We start from the raw sequence: 22,908 nt of genomic DNA on the forward strand, positions 1-22,908 counted from the left end.
GAGTGGGTTACTACTCGGAATTGTCTTCTGGAAAGGTGACTTTCGGGTCATCAGGCAGTGCGGCTTTGTCGTCGCCTACGTGGGTATAGGCGACCAGGGCCGTGATGCCGGCGATGAGTGGAACGCTAAGCGGCCAGGCGATGACGAGGTACATCGGTCCCCATAGCGTCAGGCTAAGCAGCGCCAGGCGCACATACTCGCCGCCCGATACCGGCTCGCCCTCGTGGCTGACGATGAACCCGATGCAGACCGCGATACCAGTCAGTACGCAACTCGCTAGCACCACGGCCACCAGCGACCGAAAGACCCGCCGCTTGGTCGGCTTGGAGAATGCGATCATCGTCCCTCACTTACTTTGGGAATCAGGCCCTCTGAGGGATCAGTGAGCTTCGTGGTGTGCTGGGTGAACGGGTCCGGCGCGAACGGAATCGCGCTCTCTAGCTGCCACCGCCAGTCCGGGATACCGGGGCGCACGGGTGGGAGTGAGGCGTCGCCGATCCAGTGCTCGCGTATCAGGCTGGTTGCCGGGCCGAGGTCACTGCCCGAGTTCGCGGGAGTCCATTGCAGCACCTCTGGTGGTATCCCTTCGCGATACTGGTACGTCTCCATGCTGGGGTAGATCGTTGTGTTACCGCCGAGGTTGACTGTGCCATTGTCTAGCGGGTCCAGCGTGATCCGGCCGTGGACCGTCATATCTAGCGCGACGGCTCCGGAAAACTCGTAGGCATCCCAGGTGTTGTAGTCGATCGTCATTCGTCCGTCAGGAGCTTCGACGACGTGGACCTGTGGTGGTGCGGTGTCGGCGCCGCCGCGTGCCCCGTCGACTGTGGTGGTGGGATTCTGCCGGATGGCGACAACACCGTTCTCGTAGTCCACGAACAGTGATACACGAGAGTGTTCGGGATCGATGGTGGCACTAGGGCCACGATTGTCCCCGAAGTTCTTCGGAAGCAGCCGCAAGTCGACTAGGTCCTGCCAGTCCTTTGGCAAATTCTGCACCTCGGCCGAGGGGATGAACCAGTTGGAACGGACCACGCCCTTGCCTGGCTGCGGAGTGAACCTGCCAGCCACGATCCTGGCAGGTTTTCCATGGTTCTTCGGGTTGTAGCTGTGGGGGTCCAGCCCAGCAGCCATCCGCCAATCGTTGGCGGTGACCGGCTCGCGGCCGTAGACCCTCTTGAACGCTTCGATCTGATAGCGCGACCGCTCGTCGTTCTGGTTGATCGGGATGGTGGGCGGATTGCCTGGCTCGTCCGTGCCGTCGAGCAGGTTGAGACCGTGCGCCAGTTCGCGGTCGATCATTTCGGCAGACGCTAGAAGCTGCTTGAGTGTGGTGGTGATGTAGTCGAGGTCGTCCTGGTTGACGTCATCGGTCAGCGGCGTAACGGTGCCGGTTTCGAGGTTTATGTCGAACTTACCGCGCGCCATTTCCTGCACGTTCTGCAGAAACGATTTGAGACCGTCGATCTCATCGGCGGCCTTGGAGATCACCTTCGATGCCTCCTGGCGGGCAGCGACGTGGCTCGACAGATACGCGCCGAGCTTGTCCAGGCTGTCATTTGCGGCGTCGGAGGCCTGGCCGCTCCAGGTGCCGAGGATCGGGAGATCTCGCAGACCGTCTTTGACTCCGTCCATCGAACTGGAGCTGGCGTCTAGCGCTGTTGATACTTCCCGGACCTGTCCCGCATTCCAGCGTTCGACGTCGGCGAGCGTTAGGGACATCAGAGGTTCTGGCGGATGCGGAGCAAGTCGACCGCTGCGTCCTGGTCGATGGTCTCGTACTTGTTGCCGATATGGCGGAACGCCTCACGGTGGTGGGTCAGCTCGCTACTGATGTGATCTGCGACGGTCTGAAGGTGGCTCAGTTTGCCCTTGAGCGCGTCACCCGATGATCCGACCCATCCCGAGCCGGCCGCTACGATATCGGCGTTTGCCGATCGCTGTGCCTGGGTGTGGTCGGCCTCGTGCATATCGAGGTGATCAGCGGACATGAACAGGTGCGTCGGATCAACTTTCAGCGACTGCGACATTGCTTCCCCCTCAGCAAGCAGTGTTAGCTACATGCTCAGGCTACCCGCTTGCAGGTACCACCCTTCCCACGGATTTCCGGCGAATCAAAAAGGCGCCCCCAGAGGGCTCAAGCCGACGGGGTCAGCGAGCCACCTCCGGGGCGTCTTAGTGGGTTACTCGCCCAGCAGGGCGAGCTGTGTGGGGTGGAAACCGGTCCAGTGTCAGTCGGCATTTACGACGACCACCGGGGCCGAGCTGTATCCGAGAGCCTTCATGACATCTGCGGCCGATGGATCTGCGGTGACATCGAACTGCTGGTATTCCAGGCCGATCTTCTCAATTAGTTTGTCGAGCTCACGCTTAGTGGCCCTGCAGGGTGGGCAGCCGGGCTTGCTGTACAGGGTTAACAACCGCTCTGTTTCTAGATTTGATAGGGGCTGGGCATGGGGTGCTTCTTGATCCATTCCTTGTAGAACTCGTCGAAAGAGATGTGGTCGGGCAGGTCCCAACCGTTCTCGACGGCCATGAGCTCCACTCGGCGGTACCACTCTTGATCAACGATCACCCACGCCCAGTACATCCGGTCGCGAGCACGCAGCTCGGCCACCTGAGCGATGAGGAACTTGACCTGACTCTCCATCGCCGATCTTGGCGTTGATCTGCTCCCGCTGAACGGGTCGGCACCGCGAAGGTAGGAGACGAACGGGTCCCAGAGGAAGGCCTTCAAGGCCTTGAGTGACCTGATCGCGTACGGAATACCGAGGATGACCGCTGCGATGAGGATGAGCAACGGCCATTGCGCGCCAACGATGGTGACCCACTCGACGCCCATCAAATGACCGGCCGGCGCCGATGAACGGAGGTCGTTGCGGGTTCCTCTGGGCTATCAACTGGGGGATGTTGCGCTTTCCGTAGACGAGCAGTGTGCCGCCCAGGATGGACACAGTCCAGCGCGCCCATTCGCCGCCATTGCTTGGCCAGGGGTTGCCGCTCTGCATCAGATCGGTCGCGGCGTTGGTCGCGACCAGGCCGCGGAAGGCGCAAATCGCCTCGTGGCAGTTGGGAGGCCCCCAGAGTGGATGGTGCCCACCTGTTTGCTCAGGTCACGGCATTGCGGGGCGTTGAGCGGTGTTAACCATACGGAAAGGGTGGCCGCGACGAGGTCAAGGAAGCGGTTAGCCGATACCGCAAAGTTCGCGAGATATCAGGCACCGTGACCGACACTGACGCGGATCTGATCGTTACGGTGTTCGGTGCGAAGCTGAGCTCCCAAGCGTTCGACACGCTTCGCTCTGAAATTGTCAAGAGGGTTCCCATTCCAGTGAAGTTCCAGATCGACTATGTGGAGGAGTGACTGGTCGAACTCATGACTTCATTTCCAGATGTGAGGTGTGCCGGCCGAGTCCTTGGGCGGCGACCCGTTGACGAAACGCTATACGAAGCGGATTGTGCCGTTGACTATGTTCCTGAGCCTATGAATGACAGCCATCGTTTTATTGGGGATGGCCGCCGATTTATCTATCGGGATTTCCGTCGCGGCCACACCCTCAATTAAGTCGGGCCTTACGCCATGCTGGCGCGCCAACTCTTGCGCTTCTGGCCTCGTCCGTCCTACTGCGATGGTTAGATCAGGCATTTTGTTCATATCAAATCCCTCTCTGAGGTTTCTTGTGTGGGGGCGTTCCGGAGGGTTGGCAGCCACCGGCCTTGTCGGTCCGGCGGACTACGGTCAGGTGCATGACCAACATTCCCGTTGTTGACGCAGGCTCTAAGCCCGATGTCGAAGACGTTGAAGAAGAACCTGTGCGCCCCCCTGTGGACGTCACTGGCTTTGTTCGGAAGAACATCCTGTGGTGCTTAGGGTTACTGCCATTCGCCATCGCCGCAATCAACATCTTGAGTTTGTCGGGGGGTGATCCTGCAATCTTCGGCTACATCATAAAAGGGCTGAACATTGGTACTTTGGTAATCGGCGTAATGATGCCACTTATTCCAGTGGTAGTGATTTGGACAGCGATCATGTGGGTCATGTCCGGAAAAACTCGCTGGAGATATACGGGCGAAGTTCCACTGTTTCCGATGGTCATTGGAACCCTCGCCGTCGCGGTATCGCTTGCGATTATTCAGGTCGGGCACCTGATAGTGATAGTCGGATCGTTCGCGCTCTGGCAAGTGTCGAGGCTGGTGGCTGTGGTCCGCACCAGGAATCGCCGTCTCAAGCATGGCGATGCTGCCCCAGCGGTGCAGGCTCCGCCGTACGGCTACCCGCTGCTGATCGCGGGTTTGCTTTTCACCTCTCTGATGACAGTGATCTACATGCCGTACGGCGGGTGGCTGCCGAATGAGTCGATCAAAGTCAAAGGGAACAAACCCGACGTGGGGAAGATTCTGTCGTCAGATGACGTTTGGATAACGTATCTGAGTCCTTTCGGCAGAATAACCATCGTTCATTCTGATGATGTTGAGTGGCGTCACCCATGCGCAGCGGACAATTCCGTTTGGGCGAAGTCGATTAACGCGTTACCTGGAGATTGGAATATCCGTGAACTGTGCCCGGCACCAACTCGTGTGTGAGCTCGTCTTGGGCGATTAGTGCAAACAGTCCACACGGTGCATGTCGAATTCGTTAATTCGAAAATGCTCCACATCGGAATGCGCCAGACGGCGTCTCTTATTGGGCCGCCAATAGGGCCTAGGGCGGACTTTTAGGAAGCCCGAGGGTCAGGGGACCGGGGCGTTGTTAACGCGGTGGCGGCCTGCTCGGGTTCTTCGGGCTGGAGAACAGCATCTTGTCGTCTTCGAACCCGTACAAGCAGGCGGCCTCGTCGACTGCGCAGTTCGCCCTCGGCCAGGACGGGCCGATCGGAAAGCTGCTCGGCATCAACGGATCCGGCAGCACCACAGGTACCGGTGGTCTCACCGATCCGACCGCACTGTCGCAGCAGTACGGCGTCACCCTCGATGATGCGACGCTGGCGCAGCTCTACGCCGGCAACGGTGACAGCTCGCTCCTGCAGCGGATGTCCCCGGCTGCCCAACGCGCGATCCAGTACGCGCAGACCCACGCGGCCGGCCAGGACTACCTCTACAGCGGATGCGGGAGCTGTCGAGGCGAGGGGGCCGACTGTGGCGGGTCGGGGTGTGTTGGGGGCGGTTGTTGCCAAGGGCAGCCCGGTGCTGACCGACGATCGATCGACGAGCTCGTTCACCGTCGACCCAGACGACACGGTCACTGCCGGGTGAATCGTGCCGCCGGTGCCGCAAGTCCGCTGGCTGTCGGTGGTGCTGAGTACGGTCTTCGGGTATGGGGTTCAAGAGTGAGCGGCCGGCCGGACTACCTATCTCGGCTGGCGTGTGGGATGTAGCTGATCGCTACACCGTTGACGGTCCGATGGTTGCGGAGGCGATGTTCGAGGCGGTCAAGAAGCTTGAGGCGGAAGTCATCGAGCTGCGACGCAAGAACGACAGGGGCCTGTTGGACCTGCTGTGACCTGACGATTGTTCAAGCTCTGATCTACAGACTGGCCCTGATCCGGCGAGTTTCGATCAGGCCGATCGCGTCGTCTTGGGTGCACGGGTTCCAGTCGCCGGTGAAGACGATCTCGGCGGTCATGTCGCGGGGCACCCAGCCGTCACGGTACATGCTGTAGACCCCGGCCCGGGCGGCGATGAAAGCTTCGCCGAGTGGGGCGTCAGTGTCGACTCGCGCGATGCGCTGGCCGTTGCGGAAGTACTGCATCTGATCGCCCCCTTTCCTGGTCTCCAGTACAACCCAGATTTGTCCTTCGTGGGAAGGGGCAGCGGGTTATTGTCACCGGCGTGAGTAACTCAGTCGTTGAAGAAATCAGTCCTGTGCAGGCGATTTGGGAGGGGATGAACGGGACGGTCAATCTTTCTGGGCTCGTGACTGATGCGCAGCACCTTGCGATCGCACACGGCCTGGGTGCCGCGATCCGCGGTGTGCCTGATGCGTTTTTCGGCGTCAAGCACAATCCGTGTCCCGCAGGCGAAGTGCTCTACACGTTTTCGTGGGTCAAGGGGGACGTGTTCGGTCAGGCCGAGGTGTTGAACCCTGACGAGGGCGACACGTCCACGCCGCCAGCGATGACCGCTTGGATGCGTCCGCTGGCTGATGTTCGCAAGGTCGATGTCGGCTTCAACGTCATCAATCCGGCTGTTGTACGAACCGAGTACACGGTGAAGCTGAAGATCACCGTGCACTGGGACGATCAGGACGTGGATCTTGACGGGACGGGAAGCATGGACAGCTACGCACGCCCGGAGTTTGAGAAGTTGATCAGACTGGTCATGGATCGCGCTGCGACAGGTAGAGGTTTGTGACCGCCGCCGACGACGTCCTGGATGCCGAATACCGCGCGTTCGTGCGACAACTCCATGAGCAGACCATCGCGATTGTCTCGGAGGTAGACCGGTATTGGCATCGGGAGCTGTTCCGTGAGGTGTCGATGTTCACGGCTGGTGTGTTTGACCGCGAGTACAACGAAGCCCAGAGACAAGAGGTCTGGGACCGCTCTATGGAGTTGCAGCACAAATTGCAGAACGAGATCGAGCCGCAGCTGAATATCCTGGCTTTCGGCCATCCCGACCCTGATCTCCGCCGCGCTGCGGACGTGATGGGAGGGCGGCTCCAGGGCGTCGTCTTCTACCACGACGTCATTCGTGCCAAGCGGAAGGAAGGGAAGGACTCCATCACCGCGATCCAGCTGGCCCATAGAGGCATGACAGAGCTTCGGAAACTCGCCTACCACGCCCCGTTCAGGGTCAATCGCCCCGAGCCGGAGTACGACGGGATTGGCGTCGTCGAGCCGCTGCCGAGCCAGCTCACCGACATCCCACCCAGCGAATACTGAAAGCAACACTAGTCTGCCCGGCCGGGCGATTCCCCGCCCGGCACGGGCAGCATCATTCTTCGATGTGCGCGTTTGGCTAGCAGCCAGCGGATTTCAACTCGTCGAGGTACTGCCCCGTCTGCTTCACCAGTTCCTCCATCACTCCAACAAAGGAACGTTGTTCGCCAGTGTTCGGTATGTTGATCGCTTCCACGAATTCGGTGCTGGCCGATATGGTTCCGAGTCGATAGCTGGGCGCGGCCCCTGCCGGGCGAGGTGCGCGCCGGATAATGATCTCTTTCTCTACGGTTCCGTCCGGCAGATGCCTGGGTTCCCCTTCGCTCATGATCTCGACTCGGCTCTCGCCAATCGTGAGTTCAGATACGTCCACAAAGATCTCGAGCACTTCGCGGTGCTTGTCGCGATTCACCAGGCCGCTGAGTATGGCCAAGCCGTGCCATACTGGGACGTCGGCATTGAATGGTTGGGCTCGTTCGATGACGTCCAAGACGTCGGGGTGCACAAGGTCCTTCAGCTTCACTCCCGGTCCAGGATTCGCTAGCACGACGTTGCCGGCCTGATCTGTGGTCTCTGGAGTTCCGAGCCATTCGGCTCGCGTCGGCACCATCGGATGGTAGAGGGCTTTTCGCTGCTTTGAGTTCAGCTGCCTGCGACTTGTTGCATGGCCGTAGACAGCGTGGTCCAGCGAGGCCCGCAGATTGGCCAAGATGTCTCCCATCATGAGGCTCCACTCCGGTGGGACCCGCAGTTCCAACCGCATGGTCACGACCGCCCGCGGGTCAGAGTCTCCGTATGGATAGCGGATATGAAACGACATCTCGTCGCTCAAATCAGAGGCACGATACTCGTCGACTGCTGCGCGCAATTCGTTGAAATGCTTCTGAGCGCGTGCGTACTTCGCCAAGGCACTGTCCACGCCGAGCGATGCTAGCGATCGACGATGACATGCGGAGCGGATTTCGGTCGCGTTGAAACGGGAAGGCCGCGTGTCAATCGAGGCGAGTGTAGTAGCTCCTCGGCTCCCAGGACCGTGACATCAGCCACTTGTCGATGTCTTCGGCCCGCAGCCGGTATTGGACTCCCGTGCCAATTGGATATGCAGGGAGTTCTCCTTGATTGACGGCGGTGCGCGGGTTTGAGTTGTGGTGGCTGCCTGCGTCATTCGGCTGGTGCACCTCCTCGGTGAACACCCACCAGCCCCTATTGCGCGTCTATTGCGCGGATATGACGAAGGCCCGGTCGAAACCGGGCCTCATCTGCAAAGAATGTGGTGCGCGATACTGGGATTGAACCAGTGACCTCTTCCGTGTCAGGGAAGCGCTCTCCCGCTGAGCTAATCGCGCGGGTCGAAATTCTTTCTTGGAGGTGGAGACGGGAATCGAACCCGTGTGCACGGCTTTGCAGGCCGTTGCCTCACCACTCGGCCACTCCACCACTGGGGTTTTGATGCCACAAATCGCACCTTCGAGCGGATGACGGGATTCGAACCCGCGACCCTCACCTTGGCAAGGTGATGCGCTACCAACTGCGCTACATCCGCGCGCCACGAGCGAGATCGTCGCCCGTCGCGATGCAGAACATTAGTCCACGGATGCTCGCAGACACAAATCCCCATTACGGGAGGGCAACGCGCGGCCAAAAACGGTGTTTCAGAACAGGTGATAGGCCTGCCGCGACAAGGTGAATCCGTGACGGGTCTTCGTGTCGCGGCATGTGATGCCGGTGTCGGCGCTCTCACATCGCAATGTCCCGGCCGTGATCGAGTCCCCGTAGCCCAGTTCGGCGCCGGCGGCCAAGGCGGTGTCGCCCGCGCAGACGAACTCGGCGGGCCGGCCCGGGCTCAGTGTCATGCCCTGGCCGTAAGCGAACTCACAACTGGCCGGGCGCAGCGGTGGTGCCCAGCTACGGTCGCGGATATCGCAACGCGCCGTCGAGGCGTCGAGGTAGCACCCCACGTTGCCGGACGGCGAGGTGAAGCCGGTCAGCTCGTTGACCTGCCGGTTTGTAAGGCTGGACACACCACGAACACTCGGCGTTACGTCCGGGGCTCGATCTGTCATTGGGGCCGGGGCGCTGTGGCAGCCGGAAAATAGTGCACTAGCAGCAAAAACCGCGCCGCCGACCGCTGGCCAGCGAACCCGCAGGTGAACCATGACGGGTGACCATACGCCCACGTCGGCATGCATATTTGGCAAATCAAACAAGTCGATCGGGTGGATGCCGATTCGGGCCTGGCCGGGTATGCGTGCTAGTGTTCGACGTCGTTCCCACGGTCTCGTAGCTCAGTGGGAGAGCGTCCGCCTCACACGCGGAAGGTCGCTGGTTCGAACCCAGCCGGGACCACCATCACGACCAACGGCTTCGGATATTCCGGGGCCGTTTTTTCGTGGCAGGACACACACTTCCCCGTGTCCGGGTGTTGTCGGTCCGATTCGGTAGGGTCCTCCGACGTGACTCAGAGCGTTACCGTCGGAACCATCAAATCCGTAACCGCCCGTCTGGCCGAGGAACTCGCCGTAGCCGAGGGGCAGGTCGTCGCCACGGTGGCACTGCTGGACGAGGGCTCGACGGTCCCGTTCATCGCCCGGTACCGCAAGGAGGTCACGGGCGGTCTCGACGACGGGCAGCTGCGCACCCTGGAAGAACGCCTGGGCTACCTGCGTGAGCTCGACCAGCGCCGCGAAGCCGTGCTGGCCTCCATCGAGGAGCAGGGCAAGCTCACCGATGAACTGCGCGCGGCCCTGATGGCCGCTGACACCAAGGCCCGGGTCGAGGACATCTACCTGCCGTACAAGCCCAAGAGGCGCACCAAGGCCCAGATCGCCAGGGAGGCCGGCCTGGAACCGTTGGCGGATCGTCTGCTGGCCGATCCGACGCTGGTGCCCGACGAGGCTGCCGGTGAGTTCCTCAACGACGACGTCGCCGATGCACCCGCGGCACTGGAAGGCGCGCGCCACATCATCATCGAGCGGGCCTCCGAGGACGCCGAGCTGGTCGGCGCCACCCGCGAGAAGTTCTGGGCCGACGGTTCGCTGCGCACCGGCCCGTGGTCTGAAGAGGCCGCGAAAAGCCCCGCCGCGCAGAAGTTCCGGGACTACTTCGAGTTCTCCGAGCCGCTGGAGAACATGCCGTCGCACCGGGTGCTCGCGGTGCTGCGCGGCGAGAAGGAGCAGGCGCTGTCGCTGAACTTCGACGGTGGCGACGACGAGCTCTACCAGGCGATGATCGCCCAGTCGCTCGGCATCGACATGGCCGCCAAGACTCCGGCCACCCCGTGGCTCGCCACCACCGTGCGGCTGGCCTGGCGCGCCAAGCTGATGATCTCGGCGGCCGTGGACGCCCGCATCCGGCTGCGTCAGCGCGCCGAGGAGGAGGCGGTCGCGGTGTTCGCCCGTAACCTCAAGGACCTGCTGCTGGCCGCACCGGCCGGTACCCGCGCCACCCTCGGACTGGACCCGGGCTTCCGCACCGGGGTCAAGGTCGCCGTCGTCGACGCCACCGGCAAGGTCGTCGACACGTGCGCGGTCTTCCCGCACCAGCCGCAGAAGCAGTGGGATCAGTCGAAAGCCGTCCTGGCGGCCCTGATCGCCCGGCACAACGTCGAGCTGATCGCCGTCGGCAACGGCACCGCCTCGCGTGAGACCGATGCCCTGGCCACCGAGCTGATCGCCGATATCCGGGCGGCCGGGGCGAAGGCACCGGTGACGGCCATGGTCAGCGAGGCCGGTGCATCGGTGTACTCGGCATCGGAATACGCGGCCCGGGAAATGCCGAACCTCGACGTGACGCTGCGCGGCGCGGTCTCGATCGCCCGCCGCCTGCAGGACCCCCTGGCCGAGCTGGTCAAGATCGACCCGAAGTCGATCGGCGTCGGGCAGTACCAGCACGACGTGACGCCGGGCTCGCTGGCACGCAGCCTCAACGCGGTGGTCGAAGACGCGGTGAACGCCGTCGGCGTGGATCTCAACACCGCCTCGGTGCCGCTGCTGGCCCGGGTTTCGGGGGTTACCGAATCCCTGGCCGAGGCCATCGTGGCGCACCGCGAGAGCGCCGGCGCCTTCCGCAGCCGCAAGGCGCTGCTGGATGTTCCACGCCTGGGCCCCAAGGCCTTCGAACAGTGCGCGGGCTTCCTGCGGATCCGCGACGGCGAGGACCCGCTGGATGCCTCCGGCGTGCACCCCGAGTCCTACCCGGTGGTGCGGCGCATCCTGGACCGCTCCAACGTGACGCTGGCCGAGTTGATCGGTGACGAGCGCACCCTGCGGGGGCTCAAGCCCGCCGACTTCGCCGACGAGCGATTTGGTATCCCGACCGTGACCGACATCCTGGGCGAACTGGAGAAGCCCGGGCGTGACCCGCGTCCGGCGTTCTCCACGGCCACCTTTGCCGCCGGCGTCGAGAAGGTCGGCGACCTCAAGCCCGGCATGGTGCTGGAGGGCGTGGTGACCAATGTCGCGGCTTTCGGCGCCTTCGTGGACGTGGGCGTACACCAGGACGGTCTCGTGCACGTCTCGGCGATGGCCGACCGGTTCATCTCCGACCCGCACGAGGTGGTGAAGTCCGGGCAGGTGGTCAAGGTCAAGGTCGTCGACGTCGACGTGGAGCGGCAGCGCATCGGCTTGACTCTGCGGCTCAACGACACCCCGCAGCAGGGCAAGCGGCCCGACCGGGGCGGCCAGGGAGGCCAGAACCGTCGTGACGGTGGCGGCAATCAAGGGCGCGGCGGCGGAAACCAGGGCGGCGGAAACCAGGGACGCGGCGGGGACCGGCGAAACCAGAACCGCGGCAACAACTCCGGTCGCCGGGATTCGAACCAGCCGACGGGCTCGATGGCTGACGCGCTGCGCAACGCAGGTTTCGGAAAGTAGCGGCTAGGAGGTCTGCTCCGGGGCCTGATCGGCCCCGGAGTGGCGGCGCCAGGATCGGTAGCCGCGGTGGGCGGCGAACGCCCCGATGACCGCCGTGACGCACCACACCCCGATCGCCGTATACGCCAGCGGGGCCGACAGATCACCGATCGACGCGCCCAGCGCGGTGTAGACGAACGCGCGCGGCACTGAACCGATGAACGCCCCGACTGCCATCTGCCACAACGGCACACCGAACGCGCCGAAGGCATAGGACGCCAGGGCGTCGGACAGTCCGGGGACGAAACGTTGCCCGACCACCGCCCACAGGCCGCCCCGCTGAATCTGGTGGTCCAGCCGGTCGGCCCGTTGCGCCCCGAGCAGGGCCCGGGCGCTGTCGCGGCCCGCGCGCCGGCCGATCAGGCTGGCCACCACCGCGGTGCCGACGGTCGCACCCAAGGTCACGAAGGTGCCCAGCACCGGGCCGAACAACACCCCGCTGCCCGCGGCCAGGATCGGACCCGGCACGAACAGCGCCCCGAGACAGGCCGACACCACGACATACGCCAGCGGTGCCGCGGGGCCGGTGGAGGCGACCAAGCCTCGGATGTCATCGACATCGATCACGCGGGCGACGGCCACCAGGTAGAACAGGCCGAACAGAAACGCCGCGAAGGCGGCGAGCCTCAGGATGTGCGGCCGCCGGTTGATGGCGGGGGAGTCGTCGTCAGTCATGGCGGCCACGATTCTTCCCCACGGCCGTGTCGTCATTCCTGGGCGCGGTCACCCACGGGCGTGTCGGTGCAGGTGCAGCGCTTCGTCACTGGTACCGACCGCATGACTTCGGCCGCATGTTGGCCACAGCCATCCCAGGTCGTCTTCGCGCAGCTCGAGCACTTCACGGTGTAACACATGGTCTTGCTCGTTTCAGTTCGCCGTAGTGGAACTCGTGGCTTTCCGGGCCGCGATCGTGGCCCGGACCTGGCCCATGTCGAGGGCCGCGACCTGGGAGATGAGATTCTCCAGTGCCGCCGCCGGCAGCGCGCCGGGTTGGCTGAAGACCAGGACTCCTTCGCGGAAGGCCGCGATGGTCGGGATGGATCGGATTTCCATCAGAGCGGCGAGTTCGTTTTCCTGCTCGGTGTCGACCTTGGCGTGCACGATCTCGGGGTGGCTGGCGGCCGACCGCTCAAAGACCGGGGCGAAAGCCCGGCACGGACCACACCACGTAGCCCAGAAATCGACGAGCACGATGTCGTTGTCGCGGATCGTTGATTCGAAATCCGCGTAGCCGATGTTGCGAGTCGTCATTGTCTTCTCCTTGTCTTGCTGGGGGTCTGGTGATCGCGAGGTGCCCGTCGCTGACAGGCACTCGACCATTCCAACATACCCCCTGGGGTATCTATTCCATCCGTCTGCGCGCGGGTGGATACGAGAATCGCGAACGCCGCAAGGCTCGATCATTCCTTTCTGGGTGATACCTCGGCGGGTAACGTGGCAGGAGGATGTGCGCTCGTCTGGCGTGTAACGACAGGACGAAAGGAACCACGAGATGGACATCGCGTTGGTGGCCACCACACGAGGCCCGTTCGACGAGGCTGTCGCTCGCACGCGAGACGCGCTGGCCGATCAGGGGTTCGGTGTGTTGACCGAGATCGATATCAGGACGACGCTCAACGCCAAACTCGGCAGTGGTGCCGGTGACGAGTTGGGCGACTACCTGATCCTGGGCGCCTGCAACCCGCAGTTCGCTCAGCAGGCGCTCAACGCATTTCCGCCGATCGGCGTGCTGTTGCCGTGCAACGTGGTGTTGCGCACCGGTCGCGGTGATGGCGCGGTGGTCGTCGTCGAGGCGATGAATCCCAACCTGATGGCCGAGGTCACCGACGAACCCGCGCTGGTCGATATCGCCGCCGAGGTCGGCCGACGCCTACAAGCAGCACTCGACAGTCTTTAGGCGCTGCCTCACCCCGATGCGGCGTCGATCACGCCGTCGAGAATCTCGCGGGAGGTCGACAAGTCCCGGATCGCCTGTTCGAGCCGGTGGCGTTCGGCCGATAGCTCGGTGAGTAGGCGGGGTGTGGCCTGCGGGGCAGGTCCGCCGTCGGCATCGCGCATACAGGGCAGCAGCGAGGAGATGGTGCGGCTGTGTAGCCCGGCGGCGTAGAGCTCCTGGATACGGATGACCCGGTCGACGGCCTTCTCCGGATACTCGCGTTGCCCGCCGGGCGTGCGGTCCGACGTCAGCAGGCCCTGCTGCTCGTAGTACCGCAGCGACCGTTGGCTGACCCCGGTGCGGCGTGCGAGTTCGCCAATACGCATATGCCAGTTATACCGACGCGGCTTGACCCTGACATTGGTGTCAGCTCGTACCGTTCGTCATGACCACGTTGCAACCGCCCTTCACCTACAGCCCGATCACCGAACGCGCGCCGATCCGCTGGCCCGGCGACGCGCGAGTCGCGGTGTACATCGGGCTCAACGTCGAGCACTTCCTGGTCGACCGGCCCTCGACGAGTATCTGGCCGGGGACCGCGGAGCTTACCCCCGACGCACTCAACTACGGCTGGCGGGATTATGGCGCCCGAGTGGGGATTTGGCGCACGATCGAGGCTCTGGACCGGTACGGCATCCGTCCGAGCGTGCTGCTGAATTCAGCCGTGATCGAGCATCATCCGCAGATTGTGGCTGCTGGTGTGGAACGGAACTGGACGTGGCTGGCGCACGGGCAGACCAACTCGATCCTGCACACCGGACTGGCCGTCGACGAGGAGCGGCAGATTCTCGCCGAGATCGCCGACGACATCGCCGATGCCACGGGCCGGCGTCCGCGCGGCTGGATGGGCCCGGGCCTCACCGAAACCTCCCACACCCCGGAACTGTTGGCCGAACTCGGTTTTCACTACGTTCTCGATTGGACCAACGATGACCAGCCCTATCCGCTGACCGTGCCGGGCATGCTCAGCGTGCCGTACTCGGTGGAACTCAACGACCTTCTGATCTTCGGGAAAGGTTTCACCGGAGGCGAGTTCGTGCAGATGGTGATCGACCAGTACGAGCAACTGCGCGCGGATTCGGCAACCAGTGGCCGGGTGATGGCGTTGGCGCTGCACCCGTTCGTGATCGGGCAACCCTTCCGGCACAAGTACCTCGAGCAGGTTCTGGAGTATCTCACCGCGCAACCTGACGCGTGGTTGACGACCAGCGATGAGATCGCGGTGGTGCGGCGGATTGATTGCGAACGCCAATAGCCGCAGCACGATTGGACTCACAATGCTGGACCGTCGCTGTGGGGGATGTCACACTGCGCATAGAGTGGCGGGCCGATGATCGATGGTCCGCGTCGCCGGGAACGCTGGGAGGATCACGATGACAGCAATCACCGGCATTGCCCACCGCACCAACGGCACCGCGCCGCCGTCGGTGCCACTTGCCGAGATCGACCTCGGATCGCTCGACTTCTGGGGCCGTGACGACGATGTGCGTGACGGGGCGTTCGCCACCCTCCGTCACGACGCACCCATCTCATTTTTCGGGGTGGCTGATTTCGCCGGATTCCCCGCCGGCGCCGGGCACTGGGCACTGACCCGCTACGAGGACGTGCACTTCGCCAGCCGGCACCCCGAGCTGTTCAGCTCAAGCCCGACCAGCACATCACTCAACGAGGTCCCCGCCGAGATCGCCGAGTTCTTCGGGTCGATGATCACGCTGGACGACCCGCGCCACACCCGGCTGCGGTGCATCGTCAACCGGGCGTTCACGCCCAAGGTGATCGCGCGGATCGAGCAGAGCGTGCGGGACCGTGCGCATCGACTGGTTGCGGAGATGGTCGACGCACATCCGGATGGCAGCGCGGACTTCGTCGAGGAGGTGGCTTCGCCACTGCCACTACAGATCATCTGCGACATGATGGGCGTTCCGGAAGAAGATCAGGCCAAGCTCTTCCACTGGACTTCGGTCATCATGGGGGCCGGGGACGATGAGGTGTCCACCGATGACTTCGGCGCCTATCTACAGGTGGCCACCGAATTGGCCAGTTACGGCGTCGCATTGGCCGAACAGCGCCGCGACCATCCCGCAGACGATCTGACGACCAGTCTGGTTCAGGCCGAAGTCGACGGAGAACGATTGTCGTCCAACGAGATCGCATCATTCTTCATCCTGCTGACGGCCGCGGGCAACGACACGACCCGCAACGCGATCAGTCACGGGATGGTGGCGCTGAGCCGCTATCCCGACGAACGTGCCAGGTGGTGGAACAACTTCGACCGGGTGACGCCGACGGCAGTCGAGGAGATCGTGCGGTGGGCGTCACCGATCATCTTCATGCGGCGCACCCTCACCCAGGACGTGGAGCGCAGTGGCGTTCAGATGAAGGCGGGCGACAAAGTCTCGATGTGGTACAACTCGGCCAATCGTGACGAGCGGACTTTCGCCGACCCATGGCGGTTCGATGTGCTGCGAGACCCCAATCCTCATGTCGGATATGGCGGCGGCGGAGTGCACTTCTGCCTGGGGGCCAACCTCGCTCGGCGGGAGATCCGGGTGGCCTTCGACGAACTGCGTCGCCAGGTTCCCGACATCGTGGCGATCGGTGAACCCGCCATCCTGAGGTCGGCGTTTGTGCACGGTGTCAAACACCTTCCGGTTGCGTGGACGGCGGCTGCTTAGGGCGCGACGACCGGGACGTCTTGGCTGCGCGGCGGACACGCGGCGGCCCCGAGCTTCTTGAGCGCTGCGGCCGCGTCGAGTGAACGCGCGGGACGGCCCACCCGCGCATGTTCGGCGGTCACCTGCTGGATCAGCTCGTTGACGGGTGCGCGCAGACCGTGCAGGCGGGCCTGAAGCACGATTTCACCGTTGAACCAGTCGGTTTCGACCTGGGTGTGGCCACGGGCGACGCTCTGCCAGGTCGAGCTCAAGTAGTCGTCGTTGACCCGGCCTTGCAGCAGATCCCCGCGGCGTAGTGCGTCGTGTTCGGCGGTGACGAACGCGATCCCGGCCGCGGTGAGCACGTGTTCGGCCTCCGCACGGGCGCGGGCGATCAGCTCGTCGGCATCGGGCCCCGGACGGTAGGCCGCGATCACGCCGTTGCCGAGATTGGCGATCAGCTTGCGGTGTTTCCACGCCGCGATGTCATCGCGGACCTGCGAATGGAACCGGGACTTGCTCAGTGTGGCGGCGATCTGTCCGGCAAGCCCGTCCTGTCCGGCGGGGTAGCGGCCGACATCGAGGATCCCCGCCACCGGATGGCTCTGTTGGATGACCACACCGGGTTCGAGGTGCGCCGCCGGGAGCATCACCGTGACGCCGTACACGTTGGCGAATCTCCGGAGGGCGGCAGCCTCGTTGGCCACGCCGTTCTGAGCGATGAACACGGGAGTTTCGGTAGGTGCGTACGCGCTGAGATCGTCCAGGGCCGCGGCAGTTTGGTGACTCTTGACCGCCAGTATCACCACCGGTCCGGCCGACCAGTCGACTTCGCCGGCGTCCGCCGCGGCCGGTAGTGCGACGGTGTCGGTCCCGGTCTGCGTGACCAAGGTGAGGCCGCGGGAGCGGATTGCGTCGAGATGCTCACCTCGGGCGACGGCGGTCACGTCGAACCCGGCCAGGCGCAGTTGGGCGGCGATCACGCCGCCGATCGCGCCGACTCCGTACACCACGAGTGGTCGGGACGTCGTCACGATGCGACACCCAGCGCTTCGGTTGACTGCCCGGGTAATGCCTGCTCTGCGATCGTCCGCAAGGTACGCAGGATCAGCGCAATGTTGGGATCGCGCTGCCGGCCGGCCCGGACCACGGCACTGATGGTGCGACCGCCGAGGGGGAGGGCTTCGGCGATCAGACCTTCCAGTTTGGTGGGAACGGACAGCCGGGGCACGATGGCCGACGCGACCTCGGTGGCCGCCAGCTCGCAGATGTTCTGAGCTCCGATCAACCGGTGTTTGACCTGTGGAGGGAAACCGGCGCTCTCGCACGCATGTGTGGTGGCGATGTCCAGGCCGGAGCCTTGCGGGCCGGTCACCCAGAATCCGTCGGCCAGGGCGGACAGGCCCTGCGAACGGATACGCAGGTGTGAGTGCGTCGGCGCCAGCAGCACGAACGGCTCGAACAGCAACGGCACCGTGGTCAGTCCGCCGGTGGAGTCGGGCCCGAGGAAGTCGTACTGGCAGGTAATGGCGATATCGACCTCACTCTGGCGCAGCGAGCGCAACGCGGCCGCACTCGTGTCCTGTTGAACCTGCACACGCAGATTCGGCTCCGCGGTGCTGAGCCGCTGCATCAGAGGAATTGCCAGGGTCGGAATTCCCATGTTGAACGTTGCGATCGCGACCTGCCCTGCCACCCGGTCTCTGGTTTCGGCCACCGCGCTCATGGCTTCGTCGACCGCGGCCAGGACGCGGCGCACGTGCTCGGCGAGGACCTGGCCGCTTCGGGTGAGCCCGAGGGTTCGCCCGTCCCGGCAAAACAGGACGGCGCCGGCTTCTTCTTCCAAAACACGAAGTTGTTGGGATACCGCAGAACTCGTGATGTTGCGGTGTTCGGCCACGGCCGTCACCGAGCCCAGGTCTGCGAGATCGGACAGCAACATCATCCGGCGTAAGTCCAGCATCTCCTACCTCCTGCGAGGTGATGATGGCAGAACGGCCGGTTGGGGCCAGGTACCGAGCGTGCACAGTCGCGGGCCTGCCGTGGCTCTGAGCAGGGCGTTGTACAGCGCACGTCGCAGGAATCACGGCGGTTGTAATTCTCGCGCAGCTGGGCGCTGCCCGAGATATTAAGTCGCACTGAAAGGTTCCGGTAGCCAGAGACGCTTGTTCGCATGCGCCCGCGCGCCGACTCTGATCGGAGCGAGACAGGTCAGATCGCCTCGCCAGCCCACCTTCAAGCCATCGCAAGGGAGCCCGCAGATGACGGACGTCACCGAAAAAGTCAGGGATAGAAGCCCTCTCACCGATACCGGTCTGGACATCGTGCCGGTCGCCGGCTACATCGGCGCCGAGATCCGCGGAGTCGACCTTCGCGAAGAGTTGGAAGCCTCAGTCGTGGCAGAGATCCGCGATGCCCTGCACACCTACAAGGTGATCTTCTTCCGCGGCCAGGAGATCGGCCACGCCGAACAGGTGGCCTTCGCGCGGAAGTTCGGCAAGGTGACCCCGGCCCATCCGCATGAGGAGGAAGCGCCCGAGGGGTTCCCTGAGATCCTGCCCATCGACAGCCGCCGCTACGAGCGCCATCTGGGCCGCAGGCGCACCTCGTACGACAACAGCTGGCACACCGACGTCACCGCACTGGTCAACCCGCCCGCGGCCTCGATCCTGCGGGCGCACATCCTGCCGCCCTACGGAGGTGACACCGCTTGGACCAACCTCGTTGCGGCCTACGAGAACCTGCCCGGAGATCTGCGGGAGTTCGCCGACAAGCTCGACATCAGGCACCAGTTCAACACCCGGGCGGTGGCCGGCAGTCAGCGTGACCGCAAGGTGCGTGAGGCGAACCTGGTGACCTACCACCCCGCGGTCCGGGTGCACCCCGTGACGGGGGAGCGCGCACTGTTCGTCAGCCCCGGATTCACCCGCGGTGCCCGTGAGATCCGGGGATACACGCCGACGCAGAGTGAGGCGATTCTGAAGTTGCTGTGGGAGGAGGCGACCCGCACCGAGTACACCGTCCGGTTCCGTTGGGCTCCGGGCAGTATCGCGTTCTGGGACAACCGGGCCACCGCGCACCTGGCGATCGACGACGCGGGCCACCTGGACTACGACCGGGTGCTGTACCGCGTCACGCTCGAAGGTGACGTCCCCACCGGTGTCGACGGGCGGGTGTCCGAATCGGTTTCCGGCGAACCGTTTTACGGCTCCTGATGACGGTCATTGCGCGCTATGGCGACGTCGACGCGACGCTGAAGGTCCACAACGCCACATTGGCCCTGCAGTTGGCGCACCGGTCGGTGCGCAAGTTCACCGGACAACCGGTCAGCGATGAACAGCTCTCGGCGCTGGTCGCCGCGGCCCAGTCCGCGGCGACCTCGTCGAACCTGCAGCCGTGGAGTGTGATTGCCGTCCGGGACCCTCGGCGCAAAGCCCGGCTGGCCGCCCTGGCGAACAACCAGCAGTTCATCAACGAGGCCCCGCTGTTTCTGGTCTGGGTGGCCGATCTGGGGCGGGCCCGCCGGCTCGCGCAGCGGTCCGAGGCCGCGCTGGACGGCGCGGACTACCTGGAATCCACGATCATCGGGTTCGTCGACACCGCGCTGGCAGCACAGAACGCCGTGGTGGCCGCCGAATCACAGGGCCTCGGAACGGTTTTCGTCGGCGCCATCCGCAACCATCCCGAGGAGGTGGCGGCAGAGCTGGGACTGCCGCCGCACGCCGTGGCGACATTCGGGCTCGCCGTGGGGGCTCCCGATCCGACGGAGAACGCCGGGATCAAGCCGCGGCTGCCCCAGGCCGCGGTACTGCATCACGAGCAGTACAACGCGCAGGCGGCGGACTCTCATCTGCCCACCTACGACGAGCGGTTGGCGGTCTACAACACGCGTTACGGTCTGTCGGGCAGTTGGAGCGAGCGGGTGCTGAGCCGGCTGGCCGGTCCGCATTCCCTGTCCGGGCGGCACCGGCTGCGCCAGCAGCTCGAACGACTCGGCCTGCCTTCACGCTGAATTGTCACGGCCTTCACACACGGGGAAACCCGCCCCGTAGGTTGATACCCGTGGATACCCGGATCGCCGTTGTCACCGGGGCGAGTCGCGGCGCGGGCCGCGGGATCGCCGCGGCCCTGCTCGCCTCGGGTTGGCGGGTGTATGTCACCGGACGGACGGTGACCGATCCGGGGGAGGGCGGCATCGCCGTCCAACTCGACCACTCCGACGATGCTGCCGTAGCCGCGCTGTTCGATCGGATCGGCGCGCAGGAGGGCCGGCTGGATCTTCTGGTCAACAACGCGGCGGCGGTCCACGACGACCTCGTCAACCCGAAATCCTTCTGGGAGAAGCCGATCGAGCTGGCCGATGTGCTGGATGTGGGCTTGCGTTCGGCCTATGTGGCGTCCTGGTATGCCGCGCCGCTGCTGCTGGCCGGTGACCGCGGCCTGATCGCGTTCACCTCCTCGCCCGGGTCGGTCTGCTACATGCACGGTCCGGCCTACGGAGCGCAGAAGGCCGGGGTGGACAAGATGGCCGCGGACATGGCGGTCGACTTCGCCGATACCGGGGTGTCGACGGTGTCGATCTGGATGGGCATCCTGCTGACCGAGAAGCTGAAGGCCGCCTTCGCCGGGCACCCCGACGCACTCGCGAAGACCGCCGAACATGCCGAAACCCCGGAGTTCACCGGGTATCTGATCGACGCGCTGTACCGGGATCCGGACCTGGCTCAGCTGTCCGGGCACACCGTGATCGGTGCCGAACTGGCGACCCGCTATGGCATCACCGACGAAGGAGGACGGGTGCCGCCGTCGCACCGGGGCATGCTGGGTGCGCCGCGCGAACCCAGCTCGGCCGTCGTCAGGTAGTCCGGGGGCGATGAGGCGAGAAACAGAGTGAATTAGATGCCGGTGAGATAGCGGCGCGTCACCACCCGCTGGAGCAGTCGCGTCACCGGTCCGCCCAACCGGCTCCACCACGTGGCCGGCCGGGAGAACGCGACCACCTCGGCATGCACCGAGTCTGTCGCCGGGTCGTAGCGGACCGAGAACAACTCCTCGCCCGATTCCGGGTGGCCGGCCAGCGTGCCGTAGGCGAACCCCTGGCGGTCGGCTTCGTCGAGCACATAGACCACCCGGCAGGGCGCCGGAATGGGACCGATCCGGACCACCAGCTCGGTGCCCACCGCAGCGGTCTGGGTGGTGGCCTGCACCCGCAGGCCCGCGCCGCGCTGCATGCCCCACCGCAGCACCTCCGCGCCGGCCCGCTCGAAGCGGTCACGGCCGGTGCCGATCGCCGCCGAGGCCCGGATGTGGCGGTAACCCGGGGGCAGGTCGCCGGCCGTGGCGCCCACCTCCGGATAGGTCAACGAGCGCTGTTCCAGGTCGTGCAGTTTCACCTCACCACCATGGCACTAATACGGTGGCTTCGTGGCCCCAGAAAACGACACCGCCGGCAAGCACCCCGGCGGAGGGTTCAACCCGCCCGAGCCCACCGATCGCGGCGGCCCCGATTACGGCCGTTTCATCGAAGCGGTGCGCACCCTGCAGGACCACGCACGCAGCGCCGATGCACCCGACGAGGTGATCACCGAGGCCGCCGACCTGATCGAGAAGGTGTCGGCGCTGCTGGCGCCGTACGAAGCCGACGAATGGAATTCACCGTCCGGTCGGCGAATGGACCTGCCCAACCGTGGCAACGTCAACAACGTGCCGGTGCATCTGGAACGGACCGCCGACAACCGGATCGCCGGGACCGCGCACTTCCGGCGTTTCCACCTCGGTCGCAACGGTGCGGTACACGGTGGCTCGCTGGCGCTGCTGTTCGATTCGCTGCTCGGCTACACCGCGGCCAAACTGACCGGCAGCATGTACCAGCGCACCGCGTACCTACACGTCAACTACCGCAAGATCGCCCCGATCGACAAAGATCTACAGGTGCAGGCCGGTATCGACCGCATCGAGGGACGCAAGATCTTCGTCGAAGGCCGCCTGCTCGACGGCGACGACGTGCTCGCCGACGCCGAGGCGTTGTTCGTCCGGCTCAAGCCGGGGCAGCCATGAGTCTCGCGACCAACCTTGCCGAGGCGAAGCGGCGCTGGACGAGTTGGCGGGAACGGCTGCGCTCGCGCCGGGCCGCTGACTTCACCTACCGGATCGTCGTCGCCGTCGTCGGCGCACTCGTGCTGGCGGTCGGCATCGTGGCCATCCCGTACCCCGGTCCCGGCTGGGCGATCGTGTTCCTCGGGTTGGCGATCCTGGCCAGCGAGTTCGACTTCGCCAAGCGGGCGCTGCGTTACGTCCGGGCCCGGTATGACGCCGTGATGGCCTGGTTCGACCGCCAGCACATCGCGGTCAAGGGGGTCAGTGCGGCGTTCACCGGACTGGTGGTGGTGGGCACGCTGTGGCTGTTCGGAGTGATCGGGTGGAGCGCCGGAGTGGTCGGGCTGGAGCAGCAGTGGCTCAAGAGCCCTATCGGGCTGGGGTCCTGATCAGGCCCACCGATAGCATGACAGCGTTCGCATTAGCCCTCGCAT

The 22,908-nt window shown here is 64.5% G+C and carries 28 protein-coding genes and 4 tRNA genes; 15 read left to right on the plus strand and 17 right to left on the minus strand.

The window, feature by feature from the left end; genetic code table 11:
* Nucleotides 1-10 precede the first annotated feature (10 nt).
* From ACZYZ7_RS02710 to ACZYZ7_RS02730, 5 genes are all read right to left on the minus strand, one after another.
* On the minus strand, nt 11-340 hold the full coding sequence (locus ACZYZ7_RS02710; protein WP_463740129.1) for a hypothetical protein: 330 nt from the start codon (nt 338-340) through the stop codon (nt 11-13).
* Nucleotides 337-1,491 carry a hypothetical protein gene (locus ACZYZ7_RS02715; RefSeq protein WP_463740130.1) on the minus strand — a complete coding sequence of 385 codons (1,155 nt, stop codon included), beginning with the start codon at nt 1,489-1,491 and terminating at the stop codon, nt 337-339. Before ACZYZ7_RS02715 ends, ACZYZ7_RS02710 begins: the two co-directional genes overlap by 4 nt.
* A 230-nt stretch (nt 1,492-1,721) precedes the next feature.
* Nucleotides 1,722-2,030: a WXG100 family type VII secretion target gene (locus tag ACZYZ7_RS02720; RefSeq protein ID WP_463740131.1), complete on the minus strand. Its 309-nt coding sequence runs from the start codon at nt 2,028-2,030 to the stop codon at nt 1,722-1,724.
* A gap of 201 nt (nt 2,031-2,231) precedes the next feature.
* The gene (locus ACZYZ7_RS02725; protein ID WP_463740132.1) at nt 2,232-2,474 is read right to left on the minus strand and encodes a glutaredoxin family protein; all 243 of its coding nucleotides are present in this window, start codon (nt 2,472-2,474) and stop codon (nt 2,232-2,234) included.
* Complete coding sequence (locus tag ACZYZ7_RS02730; RefSeq protein WP_463740133.1) at nt 2,432-2,842, minus strand: hypothetical protein; 411 nt, start codon at nt 2,840-2,842, stop codon at nt 2,432-2,434. The genes ACZYZ7_RS02725 and ACZYZ7_RS02730 overlap by 43 nt, the downstream gene beginning before the upstream one ends.
* A 381-nt stretch (nt 2,843-3,223) precedes the next feature.
* On the opposite strand from ACZYZ7_RS02730, the gene ACZYZ7_RS02735 reads away from it, so the two are divergent.
* The 3 genes from ACZYZ7_RS02735 to ACZYZ7_RS02745 all read left to right on the plus strand — a co-directional run bounded on the left by ACZYZ7_RS02735 (nt 3,224) and on the right by ACZYZ7_RS02745 (nt 5,375).
* Nucleotides 3,224-3,364 (plus strand): hypothetical protein, encoded by a 141-nt coding sequence (locus ACZYZ7_RS02735; RefSeq protein WP_463740134.1) that lies wholly within the window; start codon nt 3,224-3,226, stop codon nt 3,362-3,364.
* A gap of 383 nt (nt 3,365-3,747) precedes the next feature.
* A complete protein-coding gene (locus tag ACZYZ7_RS02740) occupies nt 3,748-4,584 on the plus strand; it encodes a hypothetical protein (RefSeq protein WP_463740135.1) in 837 nt (278 codons plus the stop codon).
* Nucleotides 4,585-4,799: 215 nt separating this feature from the next.
* A complete protein-coding gene (locus ACZYZ7_RS02745) occupies nt 4,800-5,375 on the plus strand; it encodes a hypothetical protein (protein WP_463740136.1) in 576 nt (191 codons plus the stop codon).
* A 149-nt stretch (nt 5,376-5,524) separates the two neighbouring features.
* On the opposite strand, the gene ACZYZ7_RS02750 is transcribed toward ACZYZ7_RS02745, so the two are convergent.
* Nucleotides 5,525-5,749, minus strand: coding sequence for a hypothetical protein (locus ACZYZ7_RS02750; RefSeq protein WP_463740137.1), 225 nt, complete (start codon nt 5,747-5,749; stop codon nt 5,525-5,527).
* Nucleotides 5,750-5,829: 80 nt separating this feature from the next.
* Here ACZYZ7_RS02750 and ACZYZ7_RS02755 point away from each other — a divergent pair, with 80 nt between their 5' ends.
* Nucleotides 5,830-6,351, plus strand: a complete 522-nt coding sequence (locus ACZYZ7_RS02755; RefSeq protein WP_463740138.1) for a hypothetical protein — start codon at nt 5,830-5,832, stop codon at nt 6,349-6,351.
* Nucleotides 6,348-6,881 carry a hypothetical protein gene (locus ACZYZ7_RS02760; protein ID WP_463740139.1) on the plus strand — a complete coding sequence of 178 codons (534 nt, stop codon included), beginning with the start codon at nt 6,348-6,350 and terminating at the stop codon, nt 6,879-6,881. Before ACZYZ7_RS02755 ends, ACZYZ7_RS02760 begins: the two co-directional genes overlap by 4 nt.
* A gap of 76 nt (nt 6,882-6,957) precedes the next feature.
* On the opposite strand, the gene ACZYZ7_RS02765 is transcribed toward ACZYZ7_RS02760, so the two are convergent.
* The 5 genes from ACZYZ7_RS02765 to ACZYZ7_RS02785 form a co-directional block, all read right to left on the minus strand.
* The gene (locus ACZYZ7_RS02765) at nt 6,958-7,797 is read right to left on the minus strand and encodes a hypothetical protein (protein WP_463740140.1); all 840 of its coding nucleotides are present in this window, start codon (nt 7,795-7,797) and stop codon (nt 6,958-6,960) included.
* A 352-nt stretch (nt 7,798-8,149) separates the two neighbouring features.
* Nucleotides 8,150-8,224, minus strand: a tRNA-Val gene (locus ACZYZ7_RS02770).
* Between the two features lie 17 nt (nt 8,225-8,241).
* Nucleotides 8,242-8,315, minus strand: a tRNA-Cys gene (locus ACZYZ7_RS02775).
* A 33-nt stretch (nt 8,316-8,348) separates the two neighbouring features.
* Nucleotides 8,349-8,421 (minus strand) — tRNA-Gly (locus ACZYZ7_RS02780).
* A gap of 109 nt (nt 8,422-8,530) precedes the next feature.
* Nucleotides 8,531-8,899, minus strand: a complete 369-nt coding sequence (locus ACZYZ7_RS02785) for a DUF6636 domain-containing protein (RefSeq protein ID WP_463740141.1) — start codon at nt 8,897-8,899, stop codon at nt 8,531-8,533.
* A 253-nt stretch (nt 8,900-9,152) separates the two neighbouring features.
* On the opposite strand from ACZYZ7_RS02785, the gene ACZYZ7_RS02790 reads away from it, so the two are divergent.
* Together ACZYZ7_RS02790 and ACZYZ7_RS02795 are read left to right on the plus strand one after the other, a co-directional pair.
* Nucleotides 9,153-9,227, plus strand: a tRNA-Val gene (locus ACZYZ7_RS02790).
* Nucleotides 9,228-9,331: 104 nt separating this feature from the next.
* A complete protein-coding gene (locus ACZYZ7_RS02795) occupies nt 9,332-11,749 on the plus strand; it encodes a Tex family protein (protein WP_450068987.1) in 2,418 nt (805 codons plus the stop codon).
* Nucleotides 11,750-11,752: 3 nt separating this feature from the next.
* Here the strand turns inward: ACZYZ7_RS02795 and ACZYZ7_RS02800 are convergent, their stop codons facing one another.
* Entirely contained in the window at nt 11,753-12,463 is a 711-nt protein-coding gene (locus tag ACZYZ7_RS02800; protein ID WP_135453916.1) for a TVP38/TMEM64 family protein, read from the minus strand.
* 192 nt (nt 12,464-12,655) lie between these two features.
* Nucleotides 12,656-13,039, minus strand: a complete 384-nt coding sequence (gene trxA, locus ACZYZ7_RS02805) for a thioredoxin (RefSeq protein ID WP_463740142.1) — start codon at nt 13,037-13,039, stop codon at nt 12,656-12,658.
* Between the two features lie 241 nt (nt 13,040-13,280).
* Between trxA and ACZYZ7_RS02810 the strand changes: the two genes are divergently transcribed.
* Nucleotides 13,281-13,685 (plus strand): DUF302 domain-containing protein, encoded by a 405-nt coding sequence (locus ACZYZ7_RS02810; RefSeq protein WP_135453918.1) that lies wholly within the window; start codon nt 13,281-13,283, stop codon nt 13,683-13,685.
* Between the two features lie 8 nt (nt 13,686-13,693).
* Here ACZYZ7_RS02810 and ACZYZ7_RS02815 read toward each other — a convergent pair whose 3' ends face one another.
* Entirely contained in the window at nt 13,694-14,050 is a 357-nt protein-coding gene (locus ACZYZ7_RS02815; RefSeq protein WP_135453919.1) for a MerR family transcriptional regulator, read from the minus strand.
* Between the two features lie 59 nt (nt 14,051-14,109).
* Here ACZYZ7_RS02815 and ACZYZ7_RS02820 point away from each other — a divergent pair, with 59 nt between their 5' ends.
* Complete coding sequence (locus ACZYZ7_RS02820) at nt 14,110-14,979, plus strand: polysaccharide deacetylase family protein (protein WP_450068988.1); 870 nt, start codon at nt 14,110-14,112, stop codon at nt 14,977-14,979.
* Nucleotides 14,980-15,097: 118 nt separating this feature from the next.
* Nucleotides 15,098-16,399 (plus strand): cytochrome P450, encoded by a 1,302-nt coding sequence (locus tag ACZYZ7_RS02825; protein ID WP_450068989.1) that lies wholly within the window; start codon nt 15,098-15,100, stop codon nt 16,397-16,399.
* Here the strand turns inward: ACZYZ7_RS02825 and ACZYZ7_RS02830 are convergent.
* Together ACZYZ7_RS02830 and ACZYZ7_RS02835 are read right to left on the minus strand one after the other, a co-directional pair.
* Entirely contained in the window at nt 16,396-17,412 is a 1,017-nt protein-coding gene (locus ACZYZ7_RS02830) for a ketopantoate reductase family protein (RefSeq protein ID WP_463740143.1), read from the minus strand. The genes ACZYZ7_RS02825 and ACZYZ7_RS02830 overlap by 4 nt on opposite strands.
* Entirely contained in the window at nt 17,409-18,341 is a 933-nt protein-coding gene (locus ACZYZ7_RS02835) for a LysR family transcriptional regulator (protein ID WP_463740144.1), read from the minus strand. The genes ACZYZ7_RS02830 and ACZYZ7_RS02835 overlap by 4 nt, the downstream gene beginning before the upstream one ends.
* A 298-nt stretch (nt 18,342-18,639) precedes the next feature.
* Between ACZYZ7_RS02835 and ACZYZ7_RS02840 the strand changes: the two genes are divergently transcribed.
* From ACZYZ7_RS02840 to ACZYZ7_RS02850, 3 genes are read left to right on the plus strand one after another with little or no spacing between them, the layout of a single operon-like run.
* A complete protein-coding gene (locus ACZYZ7_RS02840) occupies nt 18,640-19,593 on the plus strand; it encodes a TauD/TfdA dioxygenase family protein (protein ID WP_463740145.1) in 954 nt (317 codons plus the stop codon).
* Nucleotides 19,593-20,390 carry an NADPH-dependent oxidoreductase gene (locus ACZYZ7_RS02845; protein WP_463740146.1) on the plus strand — a complete coding sequence of 266 codons (798 nt, stop codon included), beginning with the start codon at nt 19,593-19,595 and terminating at the stop codon, nt 20,388-20,390. The genes ACZYZ7_RS02840 and ACZYZ7_RS02845 overlap by 1 nt, the downstream gene beginning before the upstream one ends.
* Nucleotides 20,391-20,440: 50 nt before the next feature.
* Nucleotides 20,441-21,241: an SDR family NAD(P)-dependent oxidoreductase gene (locus ACZYZ7_RS02850; RefSeq protein ID WP_463740147.1), complete on the plus strand. Its 801-nt coding sequence runs from the start codon at nt 20,441-20,443 to the stop codon at nt 21,239-21,241.
* 32 nt (nt 21,242-21,273) lie between these two features.
* Here ACZYZ7_RS02850 and ACZYZ7_RS02855 read toward each other — a convergent pair whose 3' ends face one another.
* Nucleotides 21,274-21,771: a DUF1990 domain-containing protein gene (locus ACZYZ7_RS02855; RefSeq protein ID WP_463740148.1), complete on the minus strand. Its 498-nt coding sequence runs from the start codon at nt 21,769-21,771 to the stop codon at nt 21,274-21,276.
* Between the two features lie 31 nt (nt 21,772-21,802).
* On the opposite strand from ACZYZ7_RS02855, the gene ACZYZ7_RS02860 reads away from it, so the two are divergent.
* Nucleotides 21,803-22,435, plus strand: coding sequence for a PaaI family thioesterase (locus tag ACZYZ7_RS02860; protein WP_135453928.1), 633 nt, complete (start codon nt 21,803-21,805; stop codon nt 22,433-22,435).
* On the plus strand, nt 22,432-22,863 hold the full coding sequence (locus tag ACZYZ7_RS02865) for a TIGR02611 family protein (protein WP_463740149.1): 432 nt from the start codon (nt 22,432-22,434) through the stop codon (nt 22,861-22,863). The genes ACZYZ7_RS02860 and ACZYZ7_RS02865 overlap by 4 nt, the downstream gene beginning before the upstream one ends.
* Nucleotides 22,864-22,908: the final 45 nt, after the last annotated feature.

The sequence above is a fragment of the Mycobacterium sp. IDUB_17 genome, assembly GCF_055419465.1.

What these genes read in the sequence shown, in the direction of transcription:
- ACZYZ7_RS02740 (WP_463740135.1), top strand. Translation starts at nt 3,748, where the DNA reads ATGACCAACATTCCCGTTGTTGACGCAGGCTCTAAGCCCGATGTCGAA.
- ACZYZ7_RS02840 (WP_463740145.1), top strand. Translation starts at nt 18,640, where the DNA reads ATGACGGACGTCACCGAAAAAGTCAGGGATAGAAGCCCTCTCACCGAT.
- ACZYZ7_RS02720 (WP_463740131.1), bottom strand. Translation starts at nt 2,030, where the DNA reads ATGTCGCAGTCGCTGAAAGTTGATCCGACGCACCTGTTCATGTCCGCT.
- ACZYZ7_RS02825 (WP_450068989.1), top strand. Translation starts at nt 15,098, where the DNA reads ATGACAGCAATCACCGGCATTGCCCACCGCACCAACGGCACCGCGCCG.
- ACZYZ7_RS02750 (WP_463740137.1), bottom strand. Translation starts at nt 5,749, where the DNA reads ATGCAGTACTTCCGCAACGGCCAGCGCATCGCGCGAGTCGACACTGAC.
- ACZYZ7_RS02810 (WP_135453918.1), top strand. Translation starts at nt 13,281, where the DNA reads ATGGACATCGCGTTGGTGGCCACCACACGAGGCCCGTTCGACGAGGCT.
- ACZYZ7_RS02865 (WP_463740149.1), top strand. Translation starts at nt 22,432, where the DNA reads ATGAGTCTCGCGACCAACCTTGCCGAGGCGAAGCGGCGCTGGACGAGT.
- ACZYZ7_RS02835 (WP_463740144.1), bottom strand. Translation starts at nt 18,341, where the DNA reads ATGCTGGACTTACGCCGGATGATGTTGCTGTCCGATCTCGCAGACCTG.
- ACZYZ7_RS02820 (WP_450068988.1), top strand. Translation starts at nt 14,110, where the DNA reads ATGACCACGTTGCAACCGCCCTTCACCTACAGCCCGATCACCGAACGC.
- ACZYZ7_RS02710 (WP_463740129.1), bottom strand. Translation starts at nt 340, where the DNA reads ATGATCGCATTCTCCAAGCCGACCAAGCGGCGGGTCTTTCGGTCGCTG.
- ACZYZ7_RS02800 (WP_135453916.1), bottom strand. Translation starts at nt 12,463, where the DNA reads ATGACTGACGACGACTCCCCCGCCATCAACCGGCGGCCGCACATCCTG.
- ACZYZ7_RS02725 (WP_463740132.1), bottom strand. Translation starts at nt 2,474, where the DNA reads ATGGATCAAGAAGCACCCCATGCCCAGCCCCTATCAAATCTAGAAACA.
- ACZYZ7_RS02730 (WP_463740133.1), bottom strand. Translation starts at nt 2,842, where the DNA reads ATGGGCGTCGAGTGGGTCACCATCGTTGGCGCGCAATGGCCGTTGCTC.
- ACZYZ7_RS02815 (WP_135453919.1), bottom strand. Translation starts at nt 14,050, where the DNA reads ATGCGTATTGGCGAACTCGCACGCCGCACCGGGGTCAGCCAACGGTCG.
- ACZYZ7_RS02845 (WP_463740146.1), top strand. Translation starts at nt 19,593, where the DNA reads ATGACGGTCATTGCGCGCTATGGCGACGTCGACGCGACGCTGAAGGTC.
- trxA (WP_463740142.1), bottom strand. Translation starts at nt 13,039, where the DNA reads ATGACGACTCGCAACATCGGCTACGCGGATTTCGAATCAACGATCCGC.